Genomic DNA, 18,843 nt, shown 5'->3' on the forward strand with positions numbered 1-18,843 from the left:
GTTATTCACCGTGCGTTGCTTAGTCGATCCGATTTGATGAATGACCAAACGGTGCGCTGGGGTGGTTTGCTTCTGAGTGTTTGCGAGCGCGCATAGAAAAACCCTCGCATTCAAAACCGAAGTTTCAAACGCGAGGGCAATCGGAATCTCAAGGGTGACTCAGTTCGTGGCTTCGTACACGAACCGAGTCATTTGAGTCAGTGTTGGGTTCTTCGGATCAGTGTCCGCAACCGCAAGCTGGTGCTTCGAAGCCACAGGAAGGCTCGATGTACTCGCAACCGCAAGTTGGCTCAACGATGTCGCATCCGCTGTCGCAGCAAGCGTTCTTGCGGCTGAACAGCTTCTTGAACAAGCCCATTACAGGACGATCGCAGCAAGGTGCGCTGTCGCAGCAAGGGTCGACAACTTCGCAACCGCAAACTGGTTCGCAAACTGGCTCACATCCGCAGACAGGCTCACAAACTGGCTCGCAGCAAGCGTCGCAACCGTGCTTCTTAGCGAACAAACGCTGAAGCAAGCCTTGTTTTGGTGCACAGCAAGGTTCGACAACTTCGCAACCACAAACTGGTTCGCAGATTGGCTCGCAACCGCAAGTTGGTTCGCAAGCGACGTCACAGCCACTGTCACATCCGCCGAACAACGACTTCAGGTGTCCGAAAGCACTTGCTTCTTGAACGTTACAAGCGACGACAGCCAAGGCCAAAACGGCAGGAACGAGGAAACGGCTCATAGGGAATCTCCATGGAAGGTTTGGTTTTAAATTGGTCGTCCGTGGAACCACTTGTTTGCGTTGGGCAAACCTTGCTGGGAGGCAATCGGTGTCCGGGACACACCTAGATATCGGACATTCCACAAGACCATGCGGTGGAATCTTTCCACAATGGTCGCAAGTCGGTGTTTTCGCGTTCGGGACAGCAGGGTTGCTCCGGCTAACGGCAAAGCAACGGATGCAGGAATCGAGTCCAATTTCTTGGACCTCTTTTCGGTCGAATTTATTTGACCGCGCATCGAACGCGCGCAGCAAGTTTAGGTTTGAAAACCGACGGATGCCCACGAAAAGATTGCTCCGACCGTCTCCGCACGAGAATGTGCCCTTTCAGCCGCAAAAATCGCTGTGATCGGCCCCGGTTTGCTCCCTCGCACCCCTCTGTGAACGGGTCGGACACAAAATTGTTACGGTCTCGCTTCGTCGGGTCGCTACAATCAATCTCCATCCTGAATGCATCTCTCCCACGGGGACCAGCACCTCCTCGCTTTCGGTTTCGGCCGAATGCGTCTTCCTTTTGGAAATGTGGCCATGCGAACCGACAAACCCTCCGACGAACCGATGTCGCTCGATGGGATCACTCCGATCCCCGTGCCCTCGGTTTTTTCATCTGACAAAGACGCCGAGGCCGCCATGTTGAATGCGGCCAAAGATGGGATGGGTACGCAGTGGTTCGGATCCGCGGAAAATGGTGAGGCGGAAAACCGCGAGTCGGTGAAGCCAGACGATTCAAGTCCGAGTGGAGCTGACGCGGCAAGTAACGAATCGCTGCCGGCGAATTTGCGTCAGGATGAAAAATTTGACGGACCACCGCCACCGATCTCCAAGCCACCTGTTTCGGACCGGTGTTCTGAATCAGAACGCAGCCAAACTGCAGTGCAGCCGCATCCGATCCTGCAAAGCCTGACGTTGCTGGCCACGATGGCGTTGATGTTGTTGCTCGCTCGCTACAGCGTCCCACACATTGTCGAAGAGATTCGCTATGCCTGGCACCGCGGTGAAATGCGTGCGGAAAACGAAACCGGCGTCGAAGGTCTTCGCAACGTGTCGTTGGATTCGCTCAGCCGAGCCTACGAAATGGTCACGTCCGCGGTCGGGCCCACCGTGGTCCACATCGACGTGGAGCGTTCTGTTTCGGAAGAGGATCGCAATCTGCAACGTTTGCTAGGCGAAGATAGCTACACGCTGTCGGATCAAGGCAGCGGCGTGGTGATCGACGAAGGTGGCTATATCCTGACCAACCGTCACGTGATCGCCGATGGCATCGCGATCAGCGTGACCCTCAGCGATGGTCGTCGGCTGCCCGCCGCATTGGTCGGCAGCGACATGCCCACTGACTTGGCGGTGCTAAAAGTCGACGCGGACGGATTGATCCCGATTGCCTGGGGAGACAGCGATGCGCTGCGTGTCGGTTCACCCGTGTGGGCCGTCGGCAGCCCGTTTGGTCTGGACCGGACGATCACGTTTGGAATCCTGAGTGGCAAGCACCGCGTCGTGCGGGCTGGCGTTCAACATGGTTCCAGTGCTCGATACCAAGACTTCATGCAAAGTGATGTGGCCGTGAATCCAGGTAACAGCGGCGGTCCGCTCGTCGACGCTCGCGGGCGGTTGATCGGCATCAACACCGCGATCGTGGGCGACACGTATCAAGGCGTCAGCTTTTCGATCCCCAGCAACGTGACTCGCCAGATCTACGACCGCATCCGTGAAACGGGCAAGGTCGAACGTGGATGGCTCGGAGTGCTGTTGTCGGAAGTTCCCGACTCGATGCACCGCGGCGACGACTTACGCGTCCGAGGTGCGTTGATCTCAGGCGTGACGGGGGAAGATTCTCCCGCCGCCATCGCTGGTTTGAGAATCGGCGACATCCTTTTGAAGATCGATGGCGTTCGAGTCAGCGATGTTGGTCACCTGATGCGTCTGATCGCGAATCTGGGGCAGGGAACGTTGTTGAACGTTGAGCTGACCCGCGATGGCGAACCGATGACGGTCGAGGTGACGCTAAAGAAACGACCCGAAAATTTGGATCGCTAGCGTCCAAGCGAGCCATCCCGTAGCAGTCAGCCAACTGTAGCACGGTGGTCCCCACCGTGGATTTGCGCTCGGCTCACTGGAGGGCCCCAGTGAGCTACGGTTGCGTGTGATGCCAGAGTAGAACCATTGTCCCCAATTGTTCCGTCCTGTGGCTCTGGAATGCTGGTCCGTGTCGCATCCATTCACGCGTGAGCATCCTTCATGTCGCGAGCAGAAACGGCCCGAGAACCTGGATCGCAAACGGCGAGATCAGCCAACTGTAGCACTGTGGTCCCCACCGTGAATTTGTGCTCGGCTCACTGGGGGGCCCCAGTGAGCTACGGTTGCGTGTGGATCAGAGTAGAACCATTGTCCCCAATTGTTCCGTCCAGTTGCTCTGGAATGCTAGTCCGCGTCGCATCCATTCACGCGTGAGCATCCATCATGTCGCGAGCAGAAACGGCCCGTCCACCTGGATCGCAAACGGCGAGGTCAGCCAACCTGTAGCACGGTGGTCCCCAACGTGAACGTGCACTCGGCTCACTGGAGGGCCCCAGTGAGCTACGGTTGCGATTGGCTCGCTGGACAGCCCCAGTGAGTTACGTGGAACTTGGGATGGCGGATCAGGGCTGGGGCAGCTCGCCGGGGTCGGAGGCGACGCCCGCGACGATGCGGTTGATCGCGTTGAGCATGGCCAAGATCGTACTCTCGACACTGTCCGTGCTCACGCCGGTCCCGCGATAAGTCTTGCCTTCGTGCTCGACTTCCAAGTTGACTTCGCCGATCGCGTCACGGCCCAGCGTCGCACTGCGGACTCGAAAGTCTTTGCAGACGACTTGGATGCCTGTGATCTTTTCAACCGCCCAAAACGCCGCATCAATCGGTCCATCACCCTGTGCAACTTGCTCGGTGAAGTCCTGGTCGTCGCGACGCAGGGTGACTCGCACGTTTGGTGTTTGGTTCTTGCCGCTGGTGACTTCGTAATCAACGAGTGTCCATTCCGGAGCAACCGTTTCGCTGATCTTTTGCTGGACCAACGCGACGATGTCACCGTCATAGATCTCTTTCTTCTTGTCGGCGAGTTCCTTGAAGGCCTCGAAGACTTCTTGCAATTGTTCCCCGGTCAACGTCATGCCCAACTGTTTGGCTCGGTCGGCCAACGCGGCGCGTCCGCTGTGCTTGCCGAGGACCAAATCGGTTTTGGTGAATCCGACTTCTTCGGGCGACATGATTTCATACGTGGTGCGTTCCTTCAGCATCCCGTCTTGGTGAATGCCGGACTCATGCGCGAACGCGTTGCGACCGACGATCGCTTTATTGCGTTGCACATTGATGCCGGTTGTCTTGCTGACCAGACGACTGACGGGAACCAATCGTTTGGAATTGATGTTCGTTTGGCAGTGATAGAAGTCCTGGCGAGTCTTCATCGCCATCACCAATTCCTCGAGCGCCGCATTGCCGGCTCGTTCACCTATGCCGTTGATCGTGCATTCGATCTGTCCGGCACCCGCGTCGACCGCGGCCAGCGAATTGGCGACCGCCATGCCCAAGTCGTCGTGGCAGTGCGTGCTCAAGACGGCTTTGTCCATGTTCGGCACCCGGTCCCGCAACATTTTGAAGCGGTCGTAGATTTCACCTGGCGTGGTGTAGCCGACTGTGTCGGGCACGTTGATCGTGGTGGCTCCCGCATCGATCGCGGCTTCGACCACGCGGCACAAGAAATCGTGCTCGGTCCGACACGCGTCTTCGGGCGAGAACTCCACATCGTCGCAGTGCGAAGCGGCACGGCGAACTCCCGCGACCGCACGTTCAACGATCTCGTCCGGCGTCATCCGCAATTTGAATTCGCGGTGAATGGCGCTGGTTGCCAAGAACACGTGAATGCGAGCCTGCGGGGCGGTCTTCAAAGCTTCCCATGCTCGATCGATGTCCTTTTCAGCACAGCGAGCCAACCCGCAGATCGTGGCACCGCGAACGGTGGTGGCGATTTGCCGGACGGATTCGAAGTCACCTGGGGAGGCGATTGGGAAACCAGCTTCGATGATGTCGACACCCAAATCGACCAGAGCCGAAGCGACCTCGAGCTTCTCCGCCAAGTTCATGCTGGCACCAGGCGATTGTTCGCCGTCACGCAGCGTGGTGTCGAAGATTCGAATTTGGCGAGTGGCCACGTTGTCAGAGGACGAGGCTTCGGCGGACTGGGTCATGGCATCAGGTGTCGGTTGGTCAGACATGGGACTGCAATCTCGGAAAGGGAAGAAGATAAACTTCGGAGCCCCGGAATCGCACCCGCCGCACATGCATTCGGGCACAAAAAAACCCGAGTCGCGGCAAGTGCGGCCCGGGCAAATTCATTCGATGGAAAATTGAGACAACCGCCGTCAGGCGTCCACCACGAATCCGCTCAGGCCGTTCGCTAGAAGGCCGAGGTCGAGATTCAGTAGGAGGCAAAGTTGTCCGCTCATGGATCTGACGATAATCGGATCCCGCCACGCTGGTCAAGGCGTGAAGTGGGAAAGGGCCCCAGGAACTCAGGGCCACAGGGGAGTGCGTCTTCATTGCAAAGTGCAAATTGTTCAATGCAAATTGCAAAAGGCATTCGGTGCAGACCTCGCGACCAAAGACCGGATCGTCAAAACACCCCAACCACTCCCCAGATCCCAATTCCAAATTTGCAATGACCAATTTGCAATCACCCCCTGAGCCCCTGAGCCCCTGAGCCCCTGAGCCCCTGAGCCCCTGTGGCCCTGTGGCCCTGTGGCCCTGTGGCCCTGTGGCCCTGTGGCCCCCTTTCCACTACCTCTTACCCACCTTCTGCGATCGTCCTAAGTGACCCGGTAGTTGGTGCGTGATGAGAAGAAAATTTTGATTGCCGACAAGTTTTCCACGAGGTCGGGATGTCTTCTCAGGAGATTCACTAACTCTTCACCACAGCGAGCTTTACGTCAGCGGTAATGGGGAGGTGGATGCCTAGTGTCTGATTTGAGGGTCGCGCGCAAACCAATTGCTGGTCGTTGTTTACGACAGTTTCAAAATCGAGATTGACACAATCCTGGGAACCTCTAATATTCCCGCCGTCGCCCACATGTAGTGCCTCGACGGCATGGAAACCACTACCGGTAGTGATAGCAAATCACTTTGCATCGATTTTGACGATCAATGATCCGATATCGACTTCATGGACCACGCGGTAGCTCGTTTCGCTCACGGAAGCAGCACTCAGTGGCGACTGCCAGCTCTCATTTCTAATTTGACGGAATCGGTTGTTTCGCGAGGACCGCGAACGGCAACACCCGGTGCACCGTCCACGGACGATCTCTTTAAGGAGTTTGTGACACGCTATGTCCACTGTTCTGCCCGAGTCGAACGCCACCTCCCGTCTCCCCGCCAATGACCCTGCCTTGGAAAAGGTCGATTCAGAGCATGGCGTCGAGTATGCACGCGAGAAGTTCGGCACCGCCCTGCGAGGCGATCGCGCCGGCCTGAAGATTGAATCAAAGTTCTGCCCTGACGACGGACGCACCCCGTTCGCCACCACCGCCTGGGATCTGCGTTCGGCCGCGATCAAAGACGAATCGGGCAACGCTTTGTTCGAGCAAACCGATTGCGAGGTCCCGGCTTCGTGGAGCCAATTGGCGACCAACGTCGTCGTTTCGAAGTACTTCTACGGCGACCCTAAAAACACCGACGAACGCGAACGCAGCGTCCGTCAACTGATCCACCGCGTCACCCGCACGATCAGCGACTGGGGATTGGCTGACGGTTACTTCGACACTCCTGAAGACGGCGAGCGTTTCTACCGCGACCTGACTTGGTTGTGCCTGCACCAGCACGGTGCGTTCAACAGTCCCGTTTGGTTCAACGTTGGTCTGCACGCTCAGTACGACGTCGAAGGCGACATGTGCAACTGGCACTGGGATCGCACCGAGAACACCACCGCCCAGCCCGACAACCCGTACGAATACCCACAAGGGTCAGCCTGTTTCATCCAGTCGGTGGATGACAATATGGAAGACATCATGCGTCTGGCGTGCAGCGAGGCGATGTTGTTCAAATTCGGCAGCGGAACGGGAACCGACTTGTCCACCATCCGCAGCCAACGCGAAAAATTGTCGGGTGGCGGAACGCCATCGGGCCCACTGTCCTTCATGCGTGTCTATGACTCCATCGCTGGCGTCGTGAAATCGGGCGGCAAGACTCGTCGTGCGGCCAAGATGCAATCGCTCAAAGTCTGGCACCCAGATATTCTCGAGTTCATCGAGTGCAAATGGGCCGAAGAAAAGAAGGCTCACGCGTTGATTCGCGAAGGTTACGATTCGAACTTCAACGGCGAGGCGTACGCCAGCGTTTGTTTCCAAAACGCTAACCTGTCAGTTCGTTTGACCGACGACTACATGGAAGCGGTTCGCAAGAACGAAACCTTCCAAACGCGTTGGATCACCGACAAACCGACCACCGAGCCGCCGAGCTACGTCGCCAAAGAGTTGCTCAACAAAATGGCCGAGTGCGCTTGGCACTGCGGCGACCCTGGCGTGCAATACGATACGACGATCAACAAGTGGCACACGTGCCCGAACAGCGGAGCGATCAACGCATCGAACCCTTGCTCGGAATACATGTTCCTGGATGACACCGCGTGTAACCTGGCCAGCATCAACTTGATGAAGTTCGTCCAGCAGGATGGATCGTTCGATCACGAACGTTTCCGTGCCGCTTGCCGCACGTTCTTCATCGCTCAAGAAATCTTGGTCGACCACGCCAGTTACCCAACCGAGCCTATTGCTCGGAACAGCCACAAGTTCCGTCCGTTGGGGCTTGGTTATTCGAACCTCGGCAGCGTCGTCATGACGGCTGGTTTGCCCTACGACAGCGACGCGGCCCGCGGTATGTGCGGTTCGTTGACAGCGTTGCTGCACGGCGAAGCCAACCGCACCAGTGCGGAACTGGCCAGCGTTGTCGGAACGTTCGACGGTTACGCTGAAAACGAAGCACCAATGCTTCGCGTGATGCAAATGCACCGTGACGCGTGCGATCAAATCAACGATGACGGACCAGCCGAACTGAAAGAAGCCGCTCGCGAATTGTGGGACGGTGTGTTGGAAATCGGTGAGAAGTACGGTTTCCGCAACGCACAAGCGACCGTGCTGGCACCGACCGGCACGATCAGCTTCATGATGGACTGCGACACGACCGGCATCGAGCCCGACATCGCACTCGTGAAATACAAGCAGCTCGCCGGCGGCGGGATGTTGAAGATCGTCAATCAAACCGTGAAGCTCGGCTTGAAGACGCTCGGCTACGACGCCGACACGATCGAAGAGATTCTGAAGTACGTCGATGCCAACGACACCATCGAAGGTGCTCCTGGTTTGCAGGACGAGCACTTGGCCGTGTTCGATTGTGCGTTCAAACCAGCCAACGGTGTTCGCAGCATCGGCTGGCGTGCTCACATCACCATGATGGCCGCGGCTCAGCCGTTCTTGTCCGGTGCGATCAGCAAAACGGTCAACATGCCCACCGATGTGACCCCGAAAGACATCGCGGACGCTTACTTCTGGGGCTGGGAATTGGGGCTGAAGGCCATCGCGATTTATCGTGACGGCAGCAAGCAGTCGCAACCTTTGAACACCAAGTCCGATGAACAAAAAGCGACTGATGCAGCCGAAGCCGCGAAGGTCGAAACAGTCGAGAAAATCGTCTACAAGCCACGTCGCGAGCGTTTACCTGACACACGTCAAAGCTTGACCCACAAGTTCAGCATCGCTGGGCACGAAGGTTACTTGTGCGTCGGTTTGTATCCTGATGGACGTCCGGGTGAAATGTTCATCACGATGGCCAAAGAAGGGTCGACGATCGGCGGTATCATGGACAGCTTCGGCACCGCACTGTCGATTGCGATGCAGTACGGCGTGCCGTTGGAAGTGATTGTCAACAAGTTCAGTCACACTCGTTTCGAGCCGATGGGGCACACGTCCAACAAGGACATCCGCATCGCCAAGAGCGTCGTCGACTACATCGCTCGTTGGTTAGGCATCACCTTCATGTCTGGCAACGACCAGTACCCCAACGCGGAAGGTGCAACCACGACAGGCGGCAACGGTCCCGACATGACAACCGCTCCCGCGGGAGCAACGGCGAACAACAACAGCCCCGTGATGGCTGAGTTGCGAGCCGACGCGGGTGCCGCGGTGGCTTTGGTGGAACGAGCCACATTGTTGGCCAGTCTGCAGAACGGAGCCAGCAATGGTTCCGCGACCAACGGGCATTCCAATGGCCAGTCCAGCGGTGGATCGTCCGACGGTGCGGTAGCTCAACCAGCCGTTGATGGATTGGGCGGGCAAGCCGACCAGTTCTCGCGGTTCCAGACGGATGCCCCTAGCTGCGACAACTGCGGCAGCATCACAGTCCGCAACGGCAACTGTTATCTGTGCCACAACTGCGGCAACTCGATGGGCTGCAGCTGAGCGAACTCGTTCGTGATCGCTGAATGACATCCAAAGGCCGGCTTCTCTCGCAAGAAAGAAGCCGGCCTTTTTTCATTGGTAGTCAACCTTTGTAGCTTGCTGGGGCCCCCAGCAAGCCGAGCGCAACCTCGCGCACTCACGGTGGAGACCACCGTGCTAGTGCGCCTGCAAAGGCGATTGAATTGTCAGGTGAAAGTCCTGATCGGGGAATTCGTTACCGCCCCGTAGCTGATGGTACCCGCGTTTTCAACCGAAAGGGTGGAGAGCAATCAAAAGCGAATGAGCAGTCCGTAACTGTATTGTGAACTCGATTCGGCCAAGCCTGTTAGGGAACCGCACGTACGGTTTCGAGGGAGGGAATCCTGCTCAACCGGAGTTCCCTATCCCTATCAGATCTCCCCAAGCCTGCAGGCGTCCACGCCAGCAACCTGGCGTCATCCTGCCAGCCCGCACAATCGTTTCACTCAGAACGCAATGACGTGCAGCCTGTCGTCTTCGTGAATACATCCGCTAGAAATCGTGCGAAATTCACGACCACGATGTTTTTGTTCACAAGTCGTGACCTAGCTTTGCAGCAGAGCGAGGTCCTGCCCCTCTGAGCCCGCTCCTTTATCCCACGTTCCTCCACGAAATTGTTGTCATGGCTTCCGTTGATAGCCTTCCCATCGACCGACTTCGTCGCAGCACCTGCGTCCATGAGGACGTGTGGTTTCTGTCCGGTCCAATGGGTCCCGGCGACACGCTGCAGCACACACCGATCGATCAAGAGCCGTTCATCGTGGGTCGAAAATCCGGCGTCGCGATGAAGCTGCAGTTCCGAACTGTCAGTGGGAACCACGCTGAACTGAAGATCGAAGACAGCAAGCTGATCGTGCGCGATCTCGAAAGCACCAACGGCACGTACCTCAACGGCAAACGCGTCACCGAACCCGTTTTGGTGGGCGACGAAGACCTGATTCACTTCGCCGAAGCACCGTTCCGAGTGCGACGCCAATCTCCCACCGGGGTGACCGCGGGAACGATTTCAGAAAACGTTTGCGACCAAGCCCTCGCGTTGGTGCAGTTTGATCGCTTGATGAGCCAGCGACTCGTGCGCCCGCACTTCCAGCCCATCGTGACTTTGGTGGGTGCACGAATGATCGGGTACGAAATCCTCGGTCGCGGCAGCGTGTTCGGATTGGAATCGGTCGGAGCCATGTTCCAGGCCGCTGAGCAATTGAACTTGGAAGTGGAACTCAGTCGGTTGCTACGTTGGGAAGGACTCCGGGTCGGCCGCGAGCTTCCGGATTCACCGACCTTGTTCGTCAACACGCATCCAAAAGAAATGGAAGACGGCCAGTCGCTGATTGACTCGCTGTGCAAGGTTCGGTCGATGGCATCGAACACCCAGATTGTGCTGGAAATCCACGAGTCGGCCGTGACCAATCCCAAGCAAATGCAGCGTCTGCATTCCACGCTGAAGGAACTGGACATCCGTTTGGCCTACGACGACTTTGGTGCCGGCCAAGCCCGTTTGGCTGAATTGGTCGAGGCTCGGCCTGACTACGTCAAATTCGACATTGGGCTGATTCGAGGTTTGAGCGTCGCCGACGACAACCGCATGCGGATGCTTCGCTCGCTCGTCAGCATGGTTCAGGATCTGAATATTTCCGCGTTGGCCGAAGGGATCGAAACGATCGAGGAAGCCGAAGCTTGTCAAGAAATCGGTTTCGACCTGGCCCAAGGCTTCTACTACGGCCGCCCCGCCCCCGCCTGATCGCCCGCGTTCAACCTGTAGCTCGCTGGGGCCCCCAGCGAGCCGAACGCACCCTCGCGCGGACTCACGGTGGAGACCACCGTGCCACAGAAGAGCGAACCGGTGTCCTCAGCTGTTCGCGTGCCAAATTCTAGTCGCCGAGAAGCCTGGCACAAACGGTGCGAACTTTGAATCGATGTCACACTGCTTCCCGACGGCGAGCCGCCAGACGGAACAATTGGGGACAATGGTTCTACTCTGCTGCCAGCGTCCAAAGTCGCCCATCGACTCCGTTCGATGGAGTACACAAACCCAACCTGTAGCTCGGTGGTCCCCCACCGAGTCACGCGCACCCTCACGCGCAACCCCATCGCCCAGCACCACGCCACTGCGCTCCCTCGCCACCGCCCTCTCTCGCCGCCTAGTCCAGCGAAGTCGGAACCAAGCGAAGTTTTCCACAACCTGCCCGTCATCCTCGTGATATCCTAAGATCACGTCGCCGGGCGCCCTTTTGCGCGGTCCCGGCTGGCAACGCTTTTCTGTCGACGAAGGAATTCACCATGAGCCGGACGATGCAAGATTTCACCGATTTGCTGCTCCAACAGGGCGTCATCAGTCTCGATCAGCTGTCCGAAGCCGAAGAAGTCGCCAAAAACACGGGCGCGGACATTGGCGATGTCTTGATCAAAATGGAATACGCCAGTCCCGAAGAAGTCGGGATGGCCTTGGCAAAATTCCACAAAATCCCCTTTGTCGACCTCCGCAGCGAGCGGATCAGCGAAACCGTCATCGAATTGGTGCCCGAATCGGTCGCTCGAGAAAACACGGTGCTGCCGTTCAAAGAAGAAGACGGCGCCCTGACCATCTTGATCGCCGACCCGTTTGACCTCGAAACGATCGAAAAGCTGCGTTTCATTCTCAACCGGAAAATCGAAACGGCCCTGGCCCCCAAAGAAGCCATCAACGGGGCGATCAACCAGTACTACGGTCAGGTCGAAGGTGAATCGGCTGACTCGATGTTGCAAGAGTTCACCGACACGGCCATCGACTTCACCGAAACCGAATCAGACTCTGGCGGGGGGGAAGAGACCGTCGACGACAATTCGGCCCCCGTCATCCGGCTGGTCAACCTGATGATTGCCGAAGCAGTCCAGTTGCGGGCCAGCGACATTCACGTCGAGCCCTTTGAGGACCGCGTTCGAATCCGTTATCGAATTGACGGCGTTTGTGTCGAGCGAGAAGCAGCCCCCCGACGGATGCTTTCGGCCATCATCGCCCGGATCAAGATCCTGTCCAAGATCGACATCAGCGAGAAGCGACGCCCCACCGACGGGCGGATCAAAATCACCGTCGGCGACAAGCAGCTCGATTTGCGGGTCAGCATCATTCCGACCAACCACGGCCAGTCTTGCGTGATGCGGCTGCTGGACAAGGACAACATCAAAGTCGGCACCCGGCAGCTCGGTTTGTCCGAGCGTGACTTCCGGAACTTCAACTCGCTCATTCGCCGGCCCAACGGGATCGTGTTGGTGACGGGCCCAACCGGGTCCGGGAAGACCACCACCCTGTACGCTTCGCTCAACGCGTTGAATCGGCCTGACCGCAAGATCATTACGGCGGAAGACCCGGTCGAATACTACCTGCCCGGTATCAACCAAGTCGAAGTGAAACACAACATCGGGCTCGACTTCGCTCGCATCATTCGAGCCATGTTGCGGCAAGCCCCCAACATCATTCTCGTCGGGGAAATGCGAGATCACGAGACCGCATCGATGGGAATCCAGGCTTCACTGACTGGACACTTGGTTTTCAGTACCCTGCATACGAACGATGCGCCCAGTGCTATATCACGGATGGTGGACATCGGTGTACCATCCTACATGGTGGCAAGTTCCGTCATCGCGGTGCTGGCACAGCGGCTCGTGCGGACGATTTGTCCTCGTTGCAAGGTCCGCTATCAGCCGCCACAGAGCGTCATCGAGGATTCCGAAATCCCACCAGAGATGCTCGCTCAGGCCGAGTTCAGCAAGGGCAAGGGATGCACCTACTGCGGCCGGACGGGTTACCGCGGCCGGATCGGTATCTACGAGTTGATGCTGATCAACAACAAGCTCCGCGAATTGATGTTCAAAGGGACGACGACCAAAACGATTCGCGAAGAGGCCATAAAGAACGGTATGTCAACGCTTTACGCCGATGGCATGCTCAAGGTCATTCGCGGGATCACGACCTTCGACGAGGTCTATCGCGTGGCGAAGAAGACCGAGCAAGAGGCCCTCGCGCTCAGTCACATCGCGAAAGAGCTTTCGTCGCTGTAGGCCGCGGATGCACATCGCGGCGTTTCGGCGGCCTTCCTGGCGTTGGGCGGGCGTCCCTGCTGCGATTGGAATCGCGATGCAAGTGCAGCCTTCCCTTCGAGGCAAGTTCTCGAGCGGTTGGTTTCATGTGAGTTGCTCCCTGACGGGCTATTGTCTTTTGCCCTGATCGGGGCGGCATAGTACGCATTCTGGCTACGCAACGCGATTTTCTTTGCCTTTGACGCTGTTTCACGCATAATGACACCGTCTGGCACGGGAAATCACGTGTCGGGCGACTCATCTGGGACGCAATGTCCCGTTGCCGAACGATCTGGCGGGATGCCGGTTGCTCTGGCGTGGTTCGTTCTCGTCTTTTCTCGCGAATCACCTGGGGAGTGGCCGGTTTGAACGCCGGTCGAGCTGGTTGGTTGAGTCGCCAGTGGAATCCGGCCAGGCAAAAGGCCCCTATTCTCTTCTTCACGCCCTCCCACTCATTGTCAGGCGTCTTCCATGGCCACCGTGCTGATCGACAAACTGCTGCAAGCTGCTGTGAAGCAGGGTGTGAGCGACATCCATATTGTTGTCGGTCAGCCGCCCGTGTTTCGATTGCACGGCCGCATGCGGAAGCTGGAAACCAAAACGCTCGAAGGCGAAGACTCCGTCGCGCTGATGAAATCGATCACGCCGGAACGCTGCCAGCGTGAACTGCAAGAGACAGGCTCGACCGACTTCGGGTTCGCGTTTGGCGAATTGGCTCGATTCCGGGTCTCTGTCTTCAAGCAACGTGGCTTCATCTCGATGGTGCTGCGTCAGATCCCCAATGACAAATTGACACCCGAGCAACTCGGTCTGCCCGAGGCTGTCGTCAAAATGGTTCACCGCCCACGTGGGTTGTTCCTGGTGACGGGGCCAACGGGTTCGGGGAAATCGACGACGCTGGCATCGCTGATCAACTTGCTCAACGAGACCATTGACCACCACATCATCACGATCGAAGACCCGATCGAGTTTTATCACGAACACAAAGAGTCGACGATCAACCAGCGGGAAGTCGGCGTCGACGTGCCGAGTTTCTCCGAGGCGATTCGTCGTGCTCTGCGGCAGGACCCCGACGTGATTCTGGTCGGTGAGCTTCGCGACCTCGAAACCATCGAAGCGGCCATCAGTGCGGCTGAAACCGGGCACGTCGTGTTCGGCACCCTGCACACCAACAGTGCTCAAGGCACGGTCAACCGGATCATCGACGCGTTCCCCGGCAACCTGCAGGATCAAATTCGAACGCAGCTCGCTTCGACGTTGATCGGCGTGGTCGCTCAGACGCTGCTGCCCAAGATTGGCGGCGGTCGTTGTGCCGCATATGAGGTGCTGAACGTGACGCCCGGCATCGCCAACCTGATTCGTGAAAACAAGACTTTCCGGATCAACTCATCGATGCAAACCGGTGCCAAGTTCGGCATGCAGTTGATGGACGATGCCTTGTTCAATCACTGGAAAGGCGACCGAGTCTCGGTGGAAGACGTGCTTGCGAAAGCCCACCGTCCCGACGACTTGGCCAAACGAATCGTTCAAGCAAGACAAGGTCTGGGCGACGAGCCCATTCCGATTAAAGAAGATTAGAAGTTGAAAAGGGCCACAGGACCACAGCAGCACAGTGTGTTGGGGTCAGTTGGCTCGACCGTTCCTTATTTTGTTTCCTGTGGCCCTGTGGCCCTGCGCCTCTTTCCAGCTCACTATCCATGGCCCCACGTCGCATCGGACAGATCCTCGTTGACCTCGGTTTCCTCACCGATGATCAACTGCAAATTGTGCTCGACGAACAAGAGCAGCAGCCTGGTGCGCTGTTCGGGAAAGTCGCCGAGGACATGCAGTTGGTCACGGACGAGCAGCTCGTTCAGGCGCTCGCCGAGCAAATGGGGATGCAGACGGTTTCGCTGGAAGACGCGAAGTTGGAACCAGAGGTGATGGAGAAGATCAGCGAAACGATGGCCCAGCTCTATCGTTGCGTGCCAATTCAGTTCGAAGGCAACACGCTGACCATCGCGACTTGTGACCCTCAGAACCTGAACATCCAAGACGAGTTGCGGACGTTCCTTGGTTACGAGATCAAGATCTTGGTCGCGACCGAAGCGGACGTCAACAAAACGATCACGAAGTACTACGACAGCGAAGCTGAAAGCGTCGAGAAACTGGTCGCTGAACTGGCCGAAGACGAAGAGCTCAAAGCCGCCGCGAGTTTGTTGGACAACGAAAAGTTCAACATCACCGACGCGGAAGCACTCGCCGATTCGGCTCCCGTCCGCAAACTGCTCAACATGGTGTTGTTGCTGGCGATCAAGGACCACGCATCGGACATTCATTTCGAGCCGTTTGAAGACGAGTTCCGCATCCGGATTAAATCCGAAGGCGTGCTCTACGAAATGGTTCCGCCGCCACGTCACCTCGCGTTCGCCATTACGACTCGAATCAAGGTGATGGCCAACCTCGACATCGCCGAACGTCGTATGCCGCAGGACGGTCGGATCGAACTGATGGTCGGTGGTCACCCCGTCGACCTTCGCGTTTCGGTTTTGCCGACGATCTTCGGTGAATCAACGGTCATGCGGGTGCTCGACCGTTCGGTTGTGAACCTGTCGCTCGACAATGTCGGGATGGACGAAGACATGATGTCGCGGTTCCGCTCGGCGATCGATCGCCCCAACGGAATCGTGTTGGTCACCGGGCCAACGGGATCGGGCAAGACCACGACGCTGTACTCGACTTTGTCCGAACTCAATGAGATTTCCGAAAAACTGATCACCACCGAAGACCCGGTGGAGTATGACATCGATGGAATCATTCAAATCCCGATCGACTCCGACGCGGGTGTGACGTTTGCGTCTTGTTTGCGAGCGATTTTGCGACAGGATCCGGACACAATTCTGGTCGGTGAGATCCGCGACTTGGAGACCGCTGAGATTTCGATCCAAGCGGCGCTGACGGGGCACTTGGTATTCAGCACCCTGCACACGAACGATTCGCCCAGCACGGTCACGCGACTGACCGACATGGGGATTCAGCCCTTCATGATTTGCGCGACCGTCGAGGCCATTTTGGCTCAGCGACTTGTTCGCCGAATCTGCACCGGTTGTCGCGAAAAGACACGCGTCAGCAGCGATCTGCTGATGGAACTCGGTATGAGTCGCGAAGAGATCGAAGCGACCGACTACTTCAAAGGTGTTGGATGCGAGAAGTGCAACAACACCGGGTACAAAGGCCGGATCGCGTTGTTTGAGTTGATGGTTCTCAACGACACGATTCGCGAAATGATCATGCACAACGCCAGCACGGATGAGCTGCGAGACCAAGCCCAAAGCGACGGAATGGTGATCCTACGAGAGTTCGGCATGAGCCTGGCTCGCGACGGAATCACCACCCTCGACGAAATCGTCCGAGAGACAGTGGTTGATGGTTGATGCAGTGCGAAAGGGCCGCAGCGTCACAGGACCACAGTGATTCAGGATGCAGGTAGATCGAAAAGAAGTAATCCGAGAGGCAAAGATTTAGGAGCGAATGGCGAGCACGTTTGAAGATTTGGAAGTTTGGAAACGAGGGTGCCGATTGGCCGTTTCAGTTTACGAACTCTTATCCGATTGCCGTGACTTTGGACTCAAGGACCAGATGCAGCGAAGTGCCGTCAGCGTTCCTTCCAACATTGCAGAAGGTTATGAGCGAACACCCAAAGACTTTATTCGGTTCCTCGTCATCGCCAAAGGCTCCTGTGCCGAACTTCGAACTCAACTCTACATCGCAACTCGAGTCAAATTGATGTCCACGCAGCAGTCCGAATCGCTCATCGATGAAACAAAACAGATATCGAGAATGTTGCAGGCACTGATCAGTAACCGTCAGCAACAACTCACGAAGCAATGAGTGCCACGACGAAATTCAAACGCTTTGCGTAAACAACCAATGACCTCAACTCCAAATGAAGAAGCTAGAAGCTAACCGCTAGTAGCTTTACAAAAACCAAGCCTGTGGCCCTGTGATCCTGCGGCCCTTTTCACTTGAAGAAGCAATCCCATGCCGACTTATACCTTTGAAGCGATGGACGCGACCGGACAAGAGATCCGGGACGAAATCGATGCGGCCAACGAGGACGAAGCCCAAACCACCATCCGTCAGATGGGCTACTTCGTCACCAAAATCGCGGTCAAGAAACAAGCGGCCGGCGCCGCGGGGGCCGGGGGTGGCAAGAAACGGCCCTTCGCCATGGGCGGGGCCAAGACCAAACATATCTGCGCGTTCACGCGTCAGTTGTCGATCTTGCAAGACGCCGGTCTGCCGATTCTGCGCAGCCTGAAGATCTTGGAAGGCAACCAGAAACCGGGCAAGCTCAAGAATGCCTTGATGGATGTTTGCGACGAGATCGAAGGTGGCTCGACGCTGTCCGAGGCGATGGCAAAGTGCCCGAAGGTCTTCAGTCGGCTGTACGTCAACATGATCAAAGCCGGCGAGGCCGGTGGTGCGTTGGAAACAATTCTCAACCGTTTGGCTGACTTCCTCGAGTCCGCTGAGTCGTTGAAGCGAAAGGTCAAGGGTGCGTTGATCTACCCGGTCATCGTGGTCTTGGTCGCGACGTTGATCCTGACGTTCATCATGTTGTTCATCGTTCCGACGTTCGAAAAGATGTTCGACGAGTTCGGGTTGGATCTGCCGGCACCGACGGTGTTGTTGATCGCGATGAGCAATTACATCGCCGGGTATTGGTTCCTGCTGATCCTGATGCCGATCTGTGCGTTGATCCTGGTCAAACTGATGAGGAAATTCAAACAGGGGCGGATTGGATTTGACATGTTCATCATCCGCGTGCCCATCTTTGGCACGTTGATCGAAAAGAACATCTTGGCTCGGACAACCAGGACGCTGGGGACACTGATCAGTTCCGGTGTGCCAATTTTGGAAGCCCTCAACATCACGCGAGAAACGGCGGGCAACGCCATGTTCGAGCGAATGTTCACCGGGGTCAGCAACCAGATCCGCGAAGGGGAAGTGATCAGCAAGCCGTTGAAGGAGTACTCGGTGTTGGGTTTCCACCCGATGACCGCGGTGTTCTGGGCTTTGTTTGGATCGTTCCCCGGCATCATGGTCATGAGCGTCGCGTTGACCGCAAAGGGCGGCAAGCTCGATGACGGCACCATGGTCGAGATGCTGACGTTCATGTCCAGTTACATGATTGTCGGTGGAGCTGTGCTGTGTGTTTTGTTTTACCTGACGAAGATCAAAGGCCGCGTGGTGGATGACCTCGTGGTGAACATGGTCGACGTCGGGGAAGAGACCGGTGAGCTCGACACGATGCTTTACAAGGTGGCCGACACCTATGACGAAGAAGTCCGGATCATGACCGACGCACTGACCGCGTTGATGGAGCCATTGATGATCGTGTTCCTCGGGGTCGCGGTCGGTTTCATCGTGATCAGTTTGTTCATGCCATTGGTCGAGTTGATCTCGGGCTTGAGTTAAGCAGCCAAATTGAAACAGCCCGACCGGCGCGAGAGTGCCGGTCGGCCGACGAGACAAACCTTTTTCAAC

Annotated in this window: 9 protein-coding genes; 8 read left to right on the forward strand and 1 reads right to left on the reverse strand. The window is 57.0% G+C overall.

Annotated features, from left to right (window positions below):
* Window positions 1–1,270: 1,270 nt before the first annotated feature.
* Window positions 1,271–2,800 (forward strand): S1C family serine protease, encoded by a 1,530-nt coding sequence (locus tag B2R17_RS24835; protein WP_286766136.1) that lies wholly within the window; start codon window positions 1,271–1,273, stop codon window positions 2,798–2,800.
* A 602-nt stretch (window positions 2,801–3,402) separates the two neighbouring features.
* Here the strand turns inward: B2R17_RS24835 and B2R17_RS24840 are convergent.
* Complete coding sequence (locus tag B2R17_RS24840) at window positions 3,403–5,013, reverse strand: 2-isopropylmalate synthase (RefSeq protein WP_286766137.1); 1,611 nt, start codon at window positions 5,011–5,013, stop codon at window positions 3,403–3,405.
* Window positions 5,014–6,120: 1,107 nt separating this feature from the next.
* On the opposite strand from B2R17_RS24840, the gene B2R17_RS24845 reads away from it, so the two are divergent.
* The 7 genes from B2R17_RS24845 (at window position 6,121) to B2R17_RS24875 (ending at window position 18,774) form a co-directional block, all read left to right on the forward strand.
* Window positions 6,121–9,243, forward strand: a complete 3,123-nt coding sequence (locus B2R17_RS24845; protein ID WP_286766138.1) for a vitamin B12-dependent ribonucleotide reductase — start codon at window positions 6,121–6,123, stop codon at window positions 9,241–9,243.
* Window positions 9,244–9,883: 640 nt separating this feature from the next.
* Window positions 9,884–10,999 (forward strand): EAL domain-containing protein, encoded by a 1,116-nt coding sequence (locus B2R17_RS24850; protein WP_286766139.1) that lies wholly within the window; start codon window positions 9,884–9,886, stop codon window positions 10,997–10,999.
* A gap of 539 nt (window positions 11,000–11,538) precedes the next feature.
* Entirely contained in the window at window positions 11,539–13,296 is a 1,758-nt protein-coding gene (locus tag B2R17_RS24855; RefSeq protein WP_007329384.1) for a GspE/PulE family protein, read from the forward strand.
* A 489-nt stretch (window positions 13,297–13,785) separates the two neighbouring features.
* The gene (locus tag B2R17_RS24860; protein ID WP_008656676.1) at window positions 13,786–14,892 is read left to right on the forward strand and encodes a type IV pilus twitching motility protein PilT; all 1,107 of its coding nucleotides are present in this window, start codon (window positions 13,786–13,788) and stop codon (window positions 14,890–14,892) included.
* A 119-nt stretch (window positions 14,893–15,011) separates the two neighbouring features.
* Window positions 15,012–16,727 (forward strand): GspE/PulE family protein, encoded by a 1,716-nt coding sequence (locus B2R17_RS24865; RefSeq protein ID WP_008663704.1) that lies wholly within the window; start codon window positions 15,012–15,014, stop codon window positions 16,725–16,727.
* A 97-nt stretch (window positions 16,728–16,824) separates the two neighbouring features.
* Window positions 16,825–17,184: a four helix bundle protein gene (locus B2R17_RS24870; RefSeq protein WP_008656673.1), complete on the forward strand. Its 360-nt coding sequence runs from the start codon at window positions 16,825–16,827 to the stop codon at window positions 17,182–17,184.
* Between the two features lie 150 nt (window positions 17,185–17,334).
* Entirely contained in the window at window positions 17,335–18,774 is a 1,440-nt protein-coding gene (locus B2R17_RS24875) for a type II secretion system F family protein (protein ID WP_286766140.1), read from the forward strand.
* Window positions 18,775–18,843 lie beyond the last annotated feature (69 nt).

Source organism: Rhodopirellula sp. UBA1907 (assembly GCF_002337565.1).
Classification (GTDB): Bacteria; Planctomycetota; Planctomycetia; order Pirellulales; family Pirellulaceae; genus Rhodopirellula; species Rhodopirellula europaea.

Bases quoted from the DNA above. Each gene is read 5' to 3' on its own strand.
- B2R17_RS24835 (WP_286766136.1), top strand. From the start codon at position 1,271: ATGCGTCTTCCTTTTGGAAATGTGGCCATGCGAACCGACAAACCCTCC.
- B2R17_RS24840 (WP_286766137.1), bottom strand. From the start codon at position 5,013: ATGTCTGACCAACCGACACCTGATGCCATGACCCAGTCCGCCGAAGCC.
- B2R17_RS24845 (WP_286766138.1), top strand. From the start codon at position 6,121: ATGTCCACTGTTCTGCCCGAGTCGAACGCCACCTCCCGTCTCCCCGCC.
- B2R17_RS24850 (WP_286766139.1), top strand. From the start codon at position 9,884: ATGGCTTCCGTTGATAGCCTTCCCATCGACCGACTTCGTCGCAGCACC.
- B2R17_RS24855 (WP_007329384.1), top strand. From the start codon at position 11,539: ATGAGCCGGACGATGCAAGATTTCACCGATTTGCTGCTCCAACAGGGC.
- B2R17_RS24860 (WP_008656676.1), top strand. From the start codon at position 13,786: ATGGCCACCGTGCTGATCGACAAACTGCTGCAAGCTGCTGTGAAGCAG.
- B2R17_RS24865 (WP_008663704.1), top strand. From the start codon at position 15,012: ATGGCCCCACGTCGCATCGGACAGATCCTCGTTGACCTCGGTTTCCTC.
- B2R17_RS24870 (WP_008656673.1), top strand. From the start codon at position 16,825: ATGGCGAGCACGTTTGAAGATTTGGAAGTTTGGAAACGAGGGTGCCGA.
- B2R17_RS24875 (WP_286766140.1), top strand. From the start codon at position 17,335: ATGCCGACTTATACCTTTGAAGCGATGGACGCGACCGGACAAGAGATC.